16 protein-coding genes are annotated in these 15,031 nt (G+C 29.7%); 7 read left to right on the top strand and 9 right to left on the bottom strand.

Going from position 1 to position 15,031, the window contains the following annotated elements:
* Window positions 1-16 precede the first annotated feature (16 nt).
* From ABXT66_RS01535 to ABXT66_RS01520, 4 genes are read left to right on the top strand one after another with little or no spacing between them, the layout of a single operon-like run.
* Window positions 17-1,228, top strand: coding sequence for an MFS transporter (locus ABXT66_RS01535; protein WP_443643907.1), 1,212 nt, complete (start codon window positions 17-19; stop codon window positions 1,226-1,228).
* 23 nt (window positions 1,229-1,251) lie between these two features.
* Window positions 1,252-1,701 carry a YtoQ family protein gene (locus tag ABXT66_RS01530; protein WP_443643906.1) on the top strand — a complete coding sequence of 150 codons (450 nt, stop codon included), beginning with the start codon at window positions 1,252-1,254 and terminating at the stop codon, window positions 1,699-1,701.
* A gap of 47 nt (window positions 1,702-1,748) precedes the next feature.
* Complete coding sequence (locus ABXT66_RS01525; protein ID WP_443643905.1) at window positions 1,749-2,213, top strand: tRNA (cytidine(34)-2'-O)-methyltransferase; 465 nt, start codon at window positions 1,749-1,751, stop codon at window positions 2,211-2,213.
* 14 nt (window positions 2,214-2,227) lie between these two features.
* Window positions 2,228-2,869 carry a LysE family translocator gene (locus ABXT66_RS01520; protein WP_443643904.1) on the top strand — a complete coding sequence of 214 codons (642 nt, stop codon included), beginning with the start codon at window positions 2,228-2,230 and terminating at the stop codon, window positions 2,867-2,869.
* On the opposite strand, the gene ABXT66_RS01515 is transcribed toward ABXT66_RS01520, so the two are convergent.
* Genes ABXT66_RS01515 through hemC form a run of 4 tightly spaced genes read right to left on the bottom strand, consistent with a single transcriptional unit; the run spans window position 2,855 to window position 6,827 of the window.
* Window positions 2,855-4,246, bottom strand: a complete 1,392-nt coding sequence (locus ABXT66_RS01515; RefSeq protein WP_443643903.1) for a heme biosynthesis HemY N-terminal domain-containing protein — start codon at window positions 4,244-4,246, stop codon at window positions 2,855-2,857. The two genes, ABXT66_RS01520 and ABXT66_RS01515, sit on opposite strands and share 15 nt — an antisense overlap.
* Window positions 4,247-5,119 carry a hypothetical protein gene (locus ABXT66_RS01510; RefSeq protein WP_443643902.1) on the bottom strand — a complete coding sequence of 291 codons (873 nt, stop codon included), beginning with the start codon at window positions 5,117-5,119 and terminating at the stop codon, window positions 4,247-4,249. It abuts the gene before it with no gap.
* A gap of 14 nt (window positions 5,120-5,133) precedes the next feature.
* Window positions 5,134-5,889, bottom strand: coding sequence for a uroporphyrinogen-III synthase (locus tag ABXT66_RS01505; protein WP_443643901.1), 756 nt, complete (start codon window positions 5,887-5,889; stop codon window positions 5,134-5,136).
* Between the two features lie 23 nt (window positions 5,890-5,912).
* Entirely contained in the window at window positions 5,913-6,827 is a 915-nt protein-coding gene (gene hemC, locus ABXT66_RS01500) for a hydroxymethylbilane synthase (RefSeq protein ID WP_443643900.1), read from the bottom strand.
* A gap of 159 nt (window positions 6,828-6,986) precedes the next feature.
* Here hemC and tsaD point away from each other — a divergent pair, with 159 nt between their 5' ends.
* Window positions 6,987-8,081, top strand: a complete 1,095-nt coding sequence (tsaD, locus tag ABXT66_RS01495; protein ID WP_443643899.1) for a tRNA (adenosine(37)-N6)-threonylcarbamoyltransferase complex transferase subunit TsaD — start codon at window positions 6,987-6,989, stop codon at window positions 8,079-8,081.
* A complete protein-coding gene (locus tag ABXT66_RS01490; protein WP_443643898.1) occupies window positions 8,082-9,068 on the top strand; it encodes an NAD(P)H-dependent glycerol-3-phosphate dehydrogenase in 987 nt (328 codons plus the stop codon).
* A 34-nt stretch (window positions 9,069-9,102) separates the two neighbouring features.
* Here ABXT66_RS01490 and ABXT66_RS01485 read toward each other — a convergent pair whose 3' ends face one another.
* The 3 genes from ABXT66_RS01485 to ABXT66_RS01475 all read right to left on the bottom strand — a co-directional run bounded on the left by ABXT66_RS01485 (window position 9,103) and on the right by ABXT66_RS01475 (window position 11,980).
* Window positions 9,103-9,360, bottom strand: coding sequence for a lipid-A-disaccharide synthase N-terminal domain-containing protein (locus ABXT66_RS01485; RefSeq protein ID WP_443644710.1), 258 nt, complete (start codon window positions 9,358-9,360; stop codon window positions 9,103-9,105).
* 116 nt (window positions 9,361-9,476) lie between these two features.
* Complete coding sequence (locus ABXT66_RS01480) at window positions 9,477-10,208, bottom strand: glycosyltransferase family 2 protein (RefSeq protein ID WP_443643897.1); 732 nt, start codon at window positions 10,206-10,208, stop codon at window positions 9,477-9,479.
* Between the two features lie 44 nt (window positions 10,209-10,252).
* Window positions 10,253-11,980, bottom strand: coding sequence for an ArnT family glycosyltransferase (locus ABXT66_RS01475; RefSeq protein ID WP_443643896.1), 1,728 nt, complete (start codon window positions 11,978-11,980; stop codon window positions 10,253-10,255).
* A gap of 87 nt (window positions 11,981-12,067) precedes the next feature.
* On the opposite strand from ABXT66_RS01475, the gene ABXT66_RS01470 reads away from it, so the two are divergent.
* Window positions 12,068-13,525 (top strand): M17 family metallopeptidase, encoded by a 1,458-nt coding sequence (locus ABXT66_RS01470; RefSeq protein ID WP_443643895.1) that lies wholly within the window; start codon window positions 12,068-12,070, stop codon window positions 13,523-13,525.
* Between the two features lie 11 nt (window positions 13,526-13,536).
* Here ABXT66_RS01470 and ABXT66_RS01465 read toward each other — a convergent pair whose 3' ends face one another.
* Both ABXT66_RS01465 and ABXT66_RS01460 read right to left on the bottom strand, forming a co-directional pair.
* On the bottom strand, window positions 13,537-14,328 hold the full coding sequence (locus tag ABXT66_RS01465) for an inositol monophosphatase family protein (protein WP_443643894.1): 792 nt from the start codon (window positions 14,326-14,328) through the stop codon (window positions 13,537-13,539).
* A gap of 39 nt (window positions 14,329-14,367) precedes the next feature.
* Window positions 14,368-14,907 carry a c-type cytochrome gene (locus ABXT66_RS01460; RefSeq protein ID WP_443643893.1) on the bottom strand — a complete coding sequence of 180 codons (540 nt, stop codon included), beginning with the start codon at window positions 14,905-14,907 and terminating at the stop codon, window positions 14,368-14,370.
* Window positions 14,908-15,031 lie beyond the last annotated feature (124 nt).

Raw genomic sequence — 15,031 nt, 5'->3', positions numbered from 1 at the left:
GTTAAATTGGTTCCTTATGAGTTTTTTTATACAAAATGCTAGATGGTTGGTTGCAACAGCCCTACTCTATTTTTGTTCATGTTTTGGGCAAACGTTTTTCATTTCTTTATTTGCAGGTGAAATCAGACAAGCTTTCAATTTATCACATGGCGATTGGGGTTTAATATATTCAGGAGGAACCTTAGCCTCAGCAATTGCAATGTTATTTTTTGGTGGCTACATAGATAAATATAAAATTACTCTAAATATTAAAGTCGTTATTATATCGCTAAGTTTACTCTGCTTGACCATGACTTTTGTAAATCTAATCTGGTATTTACCAATTATTATTTTTGGCTTGAGGTTTTTTGGACAGGGTATGCTTATCCATATTCCTGCAGTTGCAATTGGCAAATGGTATGGTAAAAATAAAGGTAAAGCATTATCACTTTCTATAATGGGATTTTCCATTGGTGAAGCTATTTTTCCTGTAATATTTGTTTTTCTTTTTTCTATAATTGGATGGAGATATAGTTGGATAGTAGGCATGTTAGTTTTATTAGGCGTTTTACCTATTATTCTTACATTATTGTCAAATGAAAGATCTCCTAATAGTAAGCAAGAAAATCAATCTCAGACAGGAATGAAAAATAAACATTGGACTAGAAATGAAGTTCTCTCTGATTGGTTGTTTTGGGCAATAATTATACCCTTTTTAATACCACCTATTTTTTCAACTGCCTTTTTCTTCAACATGGTTCATCTAACAGAAGTTAAAAATTGGTCTTTAATTACCTTTACTTCTCTTTTCCCGTTTTATACCGGCATGTCAATATTAACTACTTTAAGTTCAGGGTGGATGTTGGACAAATTTGGGGTTGAAAAAATCTTACCATTTTACCTTCTGCCTATGGCACTTGGATTACTTATTTTTTCTTATAGCACTTCATATTTAACAGCGGTTTTGGGGTTTTCATTTTTAGGAATGACTCAAGGTTTAGCAATGACTATAGGCGGAACATTTTGGCCAAATTATTATGGAACTAAAAATTTAGGATCAGTTCGATCATTATCAACATCAACAATGGTGTTCGGAACGGCAATAGGTCCTGCGGTGGTTGGAAAATTATTAGATTTTAATATTAACTACGATCTAATTCTATTAGGAATGTCTATATTAGGTATTATAGCGAGTGTTTCATTAGCTATAACTATGGCACGAACACCAAAAATATCCTCTCAGGGATAACAATTAAAAAAAAGGAGTTTATTATGTTAAATGTTTATTTATCGGGAGAGATTCATAGTAATTGGCGTGAAGAAATAATTGATCTCTGCAAAGAAGAAAAGCTCAATATTTCCTTTTCGTCACCTATTACCGATCATGAAGCGTCTGATAATTGTGGTGTAGAAATTTTAGGTAAAGAAGAAAAAAACTTCTGGAAAGATAATAAAGGCGCAAAAATAAACTCTATTAAAACTAGAAAATCTATTATTGACTCTGATATTGTTGTTGTAAAGTTTGGAGATAAATACAAACAATGGAACGCAGCCTTTGATACTGGATATGCAGCAGCACTCAATAAATCTATTATTGTTATTCATAATGAAGAACATCAACATGCATTAAAAGAAGTAGATGCAGCAGCTGCTGCAGTAGCAAAAGATCAAACTCAAGTTGTTAGAATTTTAAAATATATACTTGAAGGTTCTTTAAAATGATTCAAAATAAATTAATTTAACTTAATCAAATTTTACCGAAAACTTAGATGTTTAATATTATTCTATTTAATCCTGAAATACCACCAAACACAGGAAACATTATTCGGCTATCAGCGAATACAGGAATTAACCTTCATTTAATAAAGCCACTTGGCTTTAAAATAGATGATACCACTCTTAAGAGAGCTGGTTTAGATTACCAAAAGGATGCAAAATTTTTTATTCATGATGATTTTGATTCGTGCATAAAATCAATTGAATTTAAAAATATTTACGCACTGACAAAGTTTGCTAAAAAAAGCTACAGTGAAATTAAGTTCACTAAAAGTGATTGTTTTTTGTTTGGTAGCGAAACAAGTGGACTGCCTGAGAATATTTTAAAAAAAATAAACATTAATAACCAACTCAGAATTCCCATGATCAGTGGTAGTAGAAGTTTGAATTTGAGTAACTCTGTTGCTATAACGATATACGAAGCCCTACGTCAAAACTCTTTTAACAATCTAGTTTAAAATGGGAATGTTGAATGAGTATTTTTGAATGGTTTACAATTTTTTTGGTTTGTTCTATTGGTGCAATCGTTCCAGGTCCAAGTTTAATTATAATACTTTACATAGCTAATACTAAAGACTTCATTTCATCCGTTATCGCTTCAATTGGACATGGAATTGGAATTTTAATTTATGCGTTAATCTCAATTTTTAGTATTAGTTTTATTATTAAAATAGCGCCATTTACTATTCAAATTATACAATTTATTGGAGCTATATTTCTAATATATATTGGCTCTAAAATAATATTTATAAAATCACCTGATAAACAAAAAATTGATCAAAAACTAAACACAAAATCACTCTTAGAAAGTTTTATACTTGGTTTAACTACTTCATTAATAAATCCTAAAGTTATAATATTCTTCACCTCAATTTTTAGCCAATTTTTAGATGATGATTATAACTTGTTTACAAAAATTATTATGGCGTTTCTTGCTGGAATTATTGACACAACTTGGTATATCTTGGCTTCATATTCAGTGAACTTAAAAACAATTAAAAATTATATTATATCAAATCAAAAATTCATCTTTTTCATTTTAGGTTTGATTTTAATAATTTTTTCTATTTATTTGATATATAGTTCTATGATTTATTTTTTAATAACTAATTAAGCTTTTATCTAATACATTATTCGAATTTATTTGAGGTAAATCATCTCGCTTATCAAGATCGCTTCTTTTAATCCATTGAATTGTACTTAAACTTTCACAATTGGGACAATGTAAATCCCATTTATTATTTTTTGATCCACAGGATGTACAAAAATAATTTAAGTCTTCAACAGCATTTGCTGCTTTTTTAAGGAAATCTTTTACTTTATCAGGTTTATTTTGAGAACCGGCTATATCAGCAAATGCTTGGTATCCTTTTTGAGTTAGATTTTCTTCAAGTATTCCAGACAATAACTTATCTGCTTCTCCCCAAATTTCTTCTTTAATTGCATAACAAGCAATCTCAATTTTAAGATTATCTTTAATCTTATCTAAAGATGATTTGTTCAAAAGGCTAATAGCTTTTGAAACACGAGATCCTGAAGTTTTCAAACCCCACTTCGTAGATAATTGATCCAAAACATCTGGATTGGATGTTAGTAAGAACGTTTTTTCTAAATAATTAATTGATTTCGTTTTTGAACCAATGCCTAACATTACATCAGTCAGTTTAATAGATGCAGGTATATGATTTGGTTTTTGCTTAAGGGCTTCTTTAAAATGTTTCACAGCTACTTTATTTTTGTTGTTATCTAAATAGCTTAAAGCACTTAAATAATTTAAATCTGCTGATATATTTTTATACTTTTCAACATTTATATATTTTAGGTTCTTCATTTTATTTAGATGAATTAAAGAATTTGAAATATCTCCTATTTTTGCATAAGACACTAACAAAACTTCTAACGTTTGTTTTGATTTTGGTTCAAACTTCAGTGCTTTTTCACCTTCATCAATAATTAGTTTAATGTTTTTTTTACCGAGTAAAGCTTGACGCATTAGTGCTAAATGACCGACAAAAGCTGTTGACGGCTCATTAGTAAGGGCTTTAAAATAATTTTGTGATAATTCTTTTTTATTTTCACTAAGTGAATTTACATTATTCACTACATCTAAATGAGCATCTAATAATTTTCCCAGCTTTTTATCTTTAGTATTTTTTGAAATTAAAGCGGCCTCTTTCGCTGCTGAAGCATACTCACCATGACTAGCGAGTAAAAATGCCTTAACCAACTTCTCTTCAACTTTTTTATTATTACTAATTTCAAATTTTCTCATGGCTGATTTAGGAAGATTTAAAATCGCCAACCATATTCTATCAATAAAAATTATAAATGAAGAGAATATTATTAGAATAAAAACAAAAGTATCAGTAGGTAATTCTAGTCCCCAGCCCATCCAGTTTATATTAGTTGTCCCTTCAGTATTAGAGAAAAACTCTGATAAAAGCCAAATCAAAATTATAAGTATAATTAATTTAAAAATTTTATAAATCATTTACTCTGTTACTTTAATTGTTCTGTTTAGATATATTTCAGTCTTGATAATAAATTCATTAATTGGTCTCTTCCAATTGTCTGGAAGAGTTTTTAATAATTTTAAACATTGGCTCAAATTACCATTTTTTAATTCAGTTTCTGCTTTAGTTATTATAGCACGAGGAGTTGAATTATTAGAGTATTGTCTTAGCTTAAAAAAACCTGCTAGATAATTTTTTAATCTGGACAAAAGGTCCAATTCATTGACGTTAATTTGTTCATTGGAAGTTGATGCCAAATCTTCTCTTGCAAGAAGTTTGTCAATAATAATTTGAGTTTCTAAAATTAAGCTTGCCTGTTTTCTTTTTAAAGAAACAGAACTTGATGAAAAATTATTTTGGACACTTGAATCAAGATTTTTATTATAATTCACTGTATTATTTTTTTGATAATCTAGATTTTTATTATCTACTTCTTGAGGAATTTTTTTATTTGTAATTAATTTAAGTTCATCTTTTAGAGACATTACTGAAGAAGACAGGTTTTTAAAGTCTTCGGATGTTACCTCATTTTTATTATTTGAAATTTCTAAAATTTGACTTTTAATTTTTTTTATTTCTTCAGTAAGAACAACAAATTTATTATTTTTTTTGTTATCTTTCTCTATCTCTTTAATAATAATATTAACTCTGTTAGTTTCAGCTTCAGACAATTTAGGAATATGATAAAGTATAATCCAACTAAGGATTGTGATAGTTAAAACTAATGTTATAAAAGATATCAAAAATGCAGGGTTTTTATAGTCGCTTTTATTTGATTCTTCTTTTACTGGCTCCATATCGATAATAGTTTCTTTATCACTTTTAATCTTTTGAGCTTTGGTCTCTGCCATATTAATCTTCCAAGTTACTTAGATAAGTGTAATATATAATCCAAGATATCTTTAGTAAAATTTTTCTTAATAGTTACTACGTTGTTCCAGCCAATGCTTTTCCCATTATTAGCAACATTTTGACTATTAACTAATAAGGTGGATTTATTATTTACTTCATTGAATAAATTAAGTTTCACTAAAATATCTTTTGCAATTAATACATTACGTGAAGAAAGAATTAATAAATTTATATTACTGTAATTAACTAGATCATCTTGGATAGATCTAGAAATCTGAATTATTGGTTGTGTTTCGTAAGCCTCAAAAATCTCTATTTTTCTATCTTTTGAAATGAGTTTTTCTTCTAAATTTGAACTTCTATTTTTAGCAGCAATCCATAATCCTAGGTCTGTATTTGAAGTATTACTAATAATCAATTCGCATAGAGATGTAGAGTTATTATTTGCACTCAAAATATTTACATAACCTTTTTTAGTTAATTTTATCTTAGTTTCTTCACCAACAGCAAAAACTTTAATATTTTTTTTAGCTAAGTTATTACTATTCAAAATTATTTTTTCTAATGGTTGCAATGCATTTGCACTTGTGATTATGAAGTAATCAAAGCTCTTACTAAGTAAATTAAATTTATAAATATTGAAATATTTTGTAGTTGTTATTGGAAAAGGTTTGGCATAAAGCCCATTATTGTTTAGGTACTTTGAATTAACTTCGGCATCTTTTTTTTCCCGAAGTACAAATGTGATATTATTAAATTTAATATTCAAATTCATTCCCTAACTTATAGTAGTTAATCAAATATGGATTCACCAATACTTTTGGCAATTAATTCCTTCCCTAATTCTATACCTAATAAGATAGAATCTTTTCTTGCCCCTTTTATCTCAGACTTTATTACCTTTGATCCATCTTGCTTAGCAACTGCTCCATATAAGATTAACTCATCATTATTAATAATGTATGCACTTGATGAAATAGGTGAACGACAAGTGCCGTCTAAAGTTCTTAGTAAACTTCTTTCAGCTAAAGCTTCTGAGTATGTATTAGCATCATTAATGTTTAGAAAAATTTTATCTAAATCAGCTTCTAATTTAGTTTTTTTATTGGTAGTAGATTGAACAGCAATAATACCTTGAGTTGAGGCTGGAGGTATTATTTCTTTTGGAATAATGTTTCCTATATCAATATTTAATCTGTCTAGACCTGCTTTAGCTAGTATGATTGCATCAAAAATACCATTATTAAGCTTATCAATCCGTGTTCCTACATTGCCTCTTAAAAGTTTAATTTGTAAATCGGGTCTATATGATTTAGCAAACGCTCCTCGTCTAACCGAACTAGTTCCAATAACAGCACCATCTGGTAAATCATCTAAGGTAGAATATTGCCCTAATAAGACGTCGCTTCTACTACCTCTTGGAAGAACCCCTGCAATTTTTGTGTCAGCGGCAAGCTCAGTTTCCATATCTTTCATAGAATGAACGGCTATATCAGCCTCATCTTTTAAAATTGTGTTTTCAAGCTCTTTTATAAATAAACCTTTACCTCCTATATCAGCTAACGATTTATCTAAAGTTTTATCAGCAGACGTAACAACTTCTATAATATTAATTTCAATATCTTTACTAAGATGTTCCTTTAAAATTTCTACTTGACGGATAGCCAAGTTAGATTTTCTTGAAGCAATTCTTATCCTTAATGTCATTTTAAATTCAATCGTGTTTTAATAAGTAAATGTTTGTATCTTAGGGTAAATATTTTATAGACATATAGTAAATCTAAAAACTTACAATAATAATTTATATTTGCATTACTGCGTTTTAATTCTATTTTAACTCTGAGGTTATGCAAATAGGGTAATCGCATGAGTAGCAGAAATTATAAAATTATTATGGGGATTGAGACTAGCTGTGATGATACAGCTGTTGCTATTGTTAACTCAAAAAAAGAAATTTTATCAAATGTAGTTATTAACCAAAATACAAATTTAACCAAATATGGTGGAATAGTTCCTGAAATAGCTGCTAGAGACCATCTTACTAACATTGAATATGCTGTTCAAGAAGCTTTAGAGCAATCCAAATCTAAATTAGAAAATATAGATTTAATTGCAGCGACTGGAGGTCCGGGATTGATTGGAGGAGTTATTGTAGGAACAGTTTTTGCAAAATCTTTAGCTATGTCCTTGGACAAACCTTATGTTGCGGTTAATCATCTTGAAGGACATGCTCTAACCGCTAGATTGACTAACAACATTAAATATCCTTATCTTTTACTTCTTGTTTCTGGTGGACATACCCAAATAATAGCAATCTTAGAATATGGGAAATATTCTAGATTAAGTTCAACTTTAGATGATGCTGCTGGCGAAACTTTTGATAAAGCTGCTAAAATTTTAGGTATAGGGTTTCCTGGAGGACCTATGATAGAAAAAATGGCTATGTCAGGAAACCCTAAATTGTTTAAATTACCGAGGCCAATGTATAAATCCAAAAATCCAAATTTTTCGTTTTCAGGACTTAAAACTGCTTTTAATCAAATTGTTTCAAACAGCACATTAGATAAAAATAAGATTTGTGATTTATCAGCTAGTCTTCAAAAATCTATATCAGACTGTTTAGTAGACAGGACAAAATACGCTATAGATCAATTTAGAACTTTGATAAACGAAAACTCTAACATCCAATTAGTTGTTGCAGGTGGTGTTGCTTCTAATAAATATATCCGAAATCAATTAGAAAAATTAGCATCGACATCAAAAATAGATTTTCATGCTCCACCTATAGGTTTATGTACTGATAACGGCGCTATGATTGCTTGGGCAGGTTATGAAAAATATATTTCTGAAGGTGAAACTGATTTAAATTTCAAAGCTAGGCCAAGGTGGCCATTAGACCCAGATGCACATTATAAAAACCCGATTCATAATAAAATTGGTAAAAGTGGAGTAAAAGCTTAGATGTCAATTTTTTCTAATATAACTTTTTATGGTGGTGGTGCATGGGGACAAGCTCTAGCTATCACTCTTGCATCCGTTGGACAAAAATCAACACTCATTGTATCTGATGAAGTGAGGGCTAATGAGATTAATAATCATTTTTCAAGAAAGTTTCCTCAAAACCCATTACATTCATTTATTCAAGCAAGTACAAACAGCAATGAAATACTCAAAAGAAGCGATTTAGTTTTTATCACAACTGAGAGCAAAAGAGTTTTAAAGGTATTAGAAGAAGTATCTCTATTTTCATCAAACGGAACAGATGTCGTTGTAACGTCAAAAGGGTTCGCATCAAAAGATGGTAAAACCTTTTCTCAAATAGCTAATGATCAATTTCCAAATATAAAATTATCTATTTTAACAGGCCCTACTTTTGCTGATGAAGTCGCAAAGAAGCTACCTGCTGCTGCTATTATCGCTAATAAAAATATTAATGATGCACAATCTATATGTAAACTATTTCATAATTCAAATCTTAGACTTTATCCCAATAATGACCCTCTTGGTGCGTCTATATCTGGTGCAGTCAAAAATATTATTGCCATTGGAGCTGGAATTATTCAAGGATTAGGGTTAGGTGACAACGCAAAAGCTGCCCTAATTACTAGAGGTTTATCAGAAACATCAGAACTAATTAAGAATGCAGGAGGCAATTTTTCTACTGTTTTTGGACTGGCTGGAATTGGTGATATGTCTTTAACATGTAGTGGTCCTCATTCTAGAAATATGGCATATGGAATAAATTTTGTTAAAAATAAATCAAAAAAACATAAACTAGATCTTGTTGAAGGATTAAACGCGATAGACTCTGCTATTTTTTTAGCTCAGAGTCTCAATATAGAAATGCCTATCGTAAATGCCATTAATGATATACTAACAAAAAAAGCCGATATAAATGAAGTTATCAAAAATCTTTTAACAAGACCTATAACAAATGAATTTTTATAATAGTTCGAATATAGAACAGTTTGATTTTAATTAATCAATCTTGATTTTGTTTTTTTTCTTTTGAAATAAAATAGAGATTTCTTGCATAAATGAAAACCCCTACTGATTGTCCTGCAATAATTACTGGGTCTTGCCTCCAAATTGCATAGGTTAGTAGAACTAACCCACCAGTAATAGAAAAATACCAAAAGGCAACTGGTATAACAGAACGGCCTGCATTTTCACTACTAAGCCATTGTATTATAAATCTAGTTGCAAATAATGCTTGTCCCCCAAAACCAATTACAATCATTATTGTTTCTGGATGGTTATCAAGGTATGGCTCTAAAAAAGGTATAAAATAAATTAATATATCATTTATTCTGAAAGCAAAACCTTCTATTTGCATAGATAGATAGGATATAAAACTCATTTATATATCTCTTCGGATACCTTGTTTTTGGGCATTCTTTTTCTAAGCCATATTACCCCTAATATATCAGAAATGCCAACTATCAATCTTCCTAAATTTGTATAATTTGAGACACCTATTTGTCGTTCTCTATGCTTAACGTTAAATTCCAATATTTTAGCTCCTTCTCTATGAGCTAAAGCTGATAAAAATCTATGCATATGGTCAAAATAGGGAAGTCTTAAAAATAAATCTTTGTGAAATACTTTTATACCACAACCTGAGTCCGGGTGATTGTCTTTTAAAAGTAATAACCTAGAATATTTAGCAATAGATGATGCCCATAATCTATGTTTACCATCCTTCCTGTTTACCCTTACTCCACCCACTAATAAAAATTGGTTTGTATTGTTTCTAAATAATTTTATCATGCCAGGAAGGTCTGATGGATCGTTTTGCCCGTCTCCATCTAATGTCGCTATTATAGGTGATTGTGAAGCAATCACCCCTGAACGCAATGCAGCAGACTGACCTTGACTTTCTTCGTGACTTATTACTCTTAATCTTTTATTATTTTTTAAAATAAGTTTCAGCTCTTTTTCTGTATTGTCTTTCGATCCGTCATTTATATATATTATTTCATAATTAAAGTTTCTAAGTGAATAATCAATTTCTTGAATTAAACCTTCAACATTACCAGCTTCATTCTTAACTGGTACTACAACAGAAATGTCAGTAGATTGTTTCATTATTAACTTTTGTTTAAATTAAATGTTAGCCATAAATAAACACTTTAATTAGTTTGGTCAAACATTTGATTTTTATAAATGTGTATTTCCACATGTTTACCTTTGGCTATATTATAACCACTTACAATATCTGCTTTAACTAATTTTAAATTTAACTGATTAATTGAAAACAAAAATTCTTCTAGAGATCTTTTTTCAATTAAAGCAATGTTATTTTTACCCTCAGCTAGGAAAAGAGCTGCATCTTGTGGGCTTGATAATAATACATTACCTTCCAACAAGAAGACTAAGCTTGGTTCATGATAACCTGAAGACACCACGGCATCTGGTTGTATGAAATTAATCTTTTTTGAAATCATTTTGCTTGGATACAAATAATCCAAATTAGGGAAAATAAATTGAAAAATAATTATATTAAATAATGAAGCAAGAGCAATAATGGCTAAAGGAAAGTTATAGATAAATCTTTGATATTTTTTAAGTTGGTTAGATGATCTTAGGAAAAATATTATAGATAATACAAAAACTAGTATTGTAATTATAAAAACAAGTATAGATAGAAAAGTTATCGACAAATCATTTTTAAAATTAAATATATTTGAAAAGTATAAAACACCACCACCAAGAACTAAACCTCCTGAACCAAATATTATCGAAAGTAAAAGTATAACTCTCTTTTGAAAAGAGCTTTGTAAATTGTTGATTTGAGATTTCAAATGAAACAAACTACCAATGGCAAGAATTGCAACTGCAGGTAGAACTGGCAAAGAATAATGAAATAGTTTGGTTGGAACCACCTCTATAATTAGCCAAAATGGTGTAATCCAACAAATAAGGAATTGTACAACCGAGTTATTTTTATTTTGCATCACAAATAATATTAAACCAGGCAAAAAAGTAGCTATTGGCCAAATTGCTATTGATAAAAATAATAAATGTGTTCCAGGCCATGCTCCATGACCTTCCTGTCCACTCTGTAGCTTATTAAAAAAATCATCATAAAAAGCTTTTTGAAAAAACAAACCTTCCGTAGAATTATCGATTGCAACAAACCAAGGAAGTATAATGCATGCGCTAATTAACAATCCCAATATTGGATTTAAAAGTTTGATAAAGCTAAAACTTTTTTTAATTAAACAATACGTTATAATAGTTGGGAATAAAATAGCTAATGATAATGGTCCCTTTACAAGAACACCAAACGAAAAAACAACCCATATAATTACAGGGTATAAATATTTGGCCTTAATAGAGTTTTCTTTTTTCAGAATCAGTTTTAGTAAAAAATATTGTTGAATACATACTAAACTTAATAATGTAGCATCTGTTTTTGCTAGATGCGCTTCACCCATGAAAGCCATTGAGGATGCAAAAAACAACGCTACAATTAAAGATTGATGAAATGGGAAGATAAGTCGGGCTATTAGGCCAGTGAAGACAATTGAAATTATAGAGCTTATTAGAGACGGAATACGAAAAGATCCAATATCCAGCAAACCAAATATGTTCCCCGAAACAGCCTGTAACCAATATATGCCAACAGGTTTTTTCGCTCTAATCTCGTCTTGAAATTTTATATTTATGTAATCATTACTTTGTGCCATTTGCCTGCTTGCCTGAGCAAAACGAGCCTCATCACGATCAATAGGAGGTATATTATTCTGACCAGAAAAAAGAGCGCCTAATATCAAAACAAAGATAACGCTAAAAGTTATAACCTTGAACTTTCCTAATTCTTTTATGGAATCTTTAATTTTTGTAAATTGTGTCATCACCGATACTCAAATTATCTATTTAGAAATAACATAATTTTAAAATAATGTTATAATTTAAAAAATTTAAAAAAGGTTATATAAATAATGGATTATAAAATTGATAATAAATTGATTGGTTTTTGTGAAAATAAAAAAATTAATTCAATTCCGTTATATTTAATTAAAGATATAAATAGTTTGAAATTAACTAGTCTTATTTCTGAAAAACAAAAAATATTTTTAAAATCTACTTTTAATTTAGAGCTTGAAAATTTTGGTTTTTTCCCGGATGAAGATAATCATCTTGGAGGAGCAGTCGCTATCTTAACCGAAACTATTGAACCTAGAAAAAGTATTATTGACCAAGCCGCAAAATTATCAGAAAAACTTCCAAAAAAAAAGTGGGCTCTTGAATGTTTAGATGAATTAAACAATCAAGAAACATATAACTTCATACTTGGATGGGGATTAAGTTTTTATAAATTCAATATAAAACCAAATAATAAAAGAAGTAATATAAATCAAACTTTATGTATTAAGAACATAAAAGATTTAATCAAAGAAAATGAATTCCAAAAATGTTGTGCCGAACTCAAGGGTATATTCCTTGCTAGAGATTTAATTAATTTACCTCCTAATATTCTAACACCATACAATTATGAAAAAATTGTTAAAAATTGTTTTAAAGATTTCTCTACAAAAATTGATACATATAAAGATAAAAAACTTGAAAAAAACTTTCCTTTAATAAATTTTGTTGGTAGATCCTCAGAAAACAAGCCCCTGCTCCTAGATATTAAATGGAGTAAGAGTAAAAAAAATATTTTCCCCAACATTACTCTTATTGGAAAGGGAGTTACTTTTGATAGTGGTGGATTAGATGTAAAACCTTCCAGTGGTATGATGCTCATGAAAAAAGATATGGGAGGTAGTGCTGTTGTTCTTGGGATAGCTTATGCATTAATATCTATGAATTGCCCAGTAAATCTAAGGGTAATACTTCCTATGGCTGAAAACTCAATATCAGATAAATCTATGAGGCCCCTAGATGTTATTTACGCAAGGAATAACACTCCTGTTGAAATAGGAAATACTGATGCAGAAGGAAGGTTACTTTTGGCCGATGCACTTACATTTAGTCAAGAAAATAACGTAAAGAGTGATTTTGTAATAGACTTTGCAACTCTTACAGGTGCAGCGAGAGTTGCCTTAGGAACAGAATTACCTGCTTTATTTACTAATGACAACGATTTAGGTGAAAGAATAATTAATGAGGGCAAAGAACAAATTGACCCCATGTGGGAGTTACCTCTATTTTCTCCATATGAGAGATATTTGGAAAATAAATATGATGCGTTAAGTAGCACAGGTTCCGCGGGCACAGGAGGGGCTATAACAGCCGCTTTGTTTTTAAAGAAATTTGTAGATACAGATACTAAATGGGCACATGTTGATTTGATGGCTTGGAACACATCAGGAAGACCAGGTTTTCCTGTCGGTGGAGAAGCAATGGGTTTAAGAAATATTGTAAATATGATTATAAAATATTGTAATCAAAAATAAGTTAAGGCCATTTATTTAAACAATGTAACTGCTGAATTATAAATGTTATTATTTCTAGATACTATTGTTGAATATTTATATTGAAAATCTTCTTTCAGACTTAATTTATTAGAATTCCAATCTGTTACAAATATGTCTTGAGATTCAAGTATAGGAATAAGAGGCAAAATATCATATGCTGACAAACCCTCCTCTATAACTAAATCTAGACCACCTGTAATAATTAAACAATAATTGTGACAATCTCCTGACCATATATTATTTTTAGTCTTTGTTATTAAATTTTTGTACTTCTTCTTACCGTATTCAGAAAAAAGATTTAAATCAGTAGAACCAACAGTTGCTTCAGAAAGTTTGCTTATTGATTTTTTTGTGAAAACAAATTTTGATTTATTGTAATAACAATTTGACTTATAACCTAACCAACGCTCATTTAAAGCTGGAAAATCGACTAAGCCAATTAAAGGTTTTCCCTTATAAGCTAAACCTATTAAAGTTCCCCACAACGGTCGACCAATTATATAACTTCTAGTACCATCAATAGGATCTACTATCCATGTGTAATCAGAACCTACAGCTTTTGAACTAATTTCTTCAGCAAATATGTTATGGTTAGGAAATTTTTTGGATATAAGATCACAAATAATTTTTTCAGCTTTTATGTCATATTGTGTAACAGGGCTTCCATCTTTTTTTGTCTTAGGGTCTAAATTTGAATAAAAGCCTTCTAGTGTTATTTCTTTTGAATTATCAGCTAGTAAGTAAACAAACTCTGAAATTTCGTTAAATTCAGCATCGTTCATTATGGAACTCTTTTATTTAAACCAATAGATATAGTCAGGTTATTCTGGTAAAGAAACAGGGTTATCACTTTTTGTTCTTAACCACGCAATTAAGTTAGCTCGATCCTTTACTTTAGATAACCCAGCATAGTTCATTTTTGTTCCTTTAGCATAGAGCTTTGGTTTGTATAAAAACTTATTTAATTCTTCATAGGACCATTTACCTGAAAGTGCCGCTAAAGCTTTAGAATAAGCATAGTCTCCGACCTTACCTTGATCCTTGTTAACAATATTATATAAATTAGGCCCAACTTTATTGCCACCACCTGCATCGAATCCATGGCATGCGACACATTTTTTAGAAATTTTTTGTCCACTATCTATATTTGCGCTAACTAAAAGAGCAGTGATTGGCTCTATAACTACAGCTTTTACTTCTTTTGATTTGGTAGAAGAGCCTTCAGGAACTTCAATTGGATAAGCGTTAGTCACCTCTGTAACGGGATTAACAAGAAAATTACCAATTTTCCCAAAAACCATTATTAACAATACACCACAGAGCACAGCAGCAGCAATTTTATTAAACTTAAGAGCGTCCATAAATTTACCAATCAAAAATTATTAAATATGAGACAATATTTACATGCAAGATCAGTATTCTTCAAGTATAAATATCTTAAAATCTAATAATTTATATTTTATTAGAATTTTTTTTATTAAAAAA

Origin of the sequence: Candidatus Levibacter sp. Uisw_134_01, from assembly GCF_047717795.1 — a bacterium.
Lineage (GTDB): Bacteria > Pseudomonadota > Alphaproteobacteria > Puniceispirillales > Marisalimonadaceae > Marisalimonas.
Note: the sequence above shows the minus strand (reverse complement) of the source record. Positions and strands in the feature narration are given on the sequence as shown.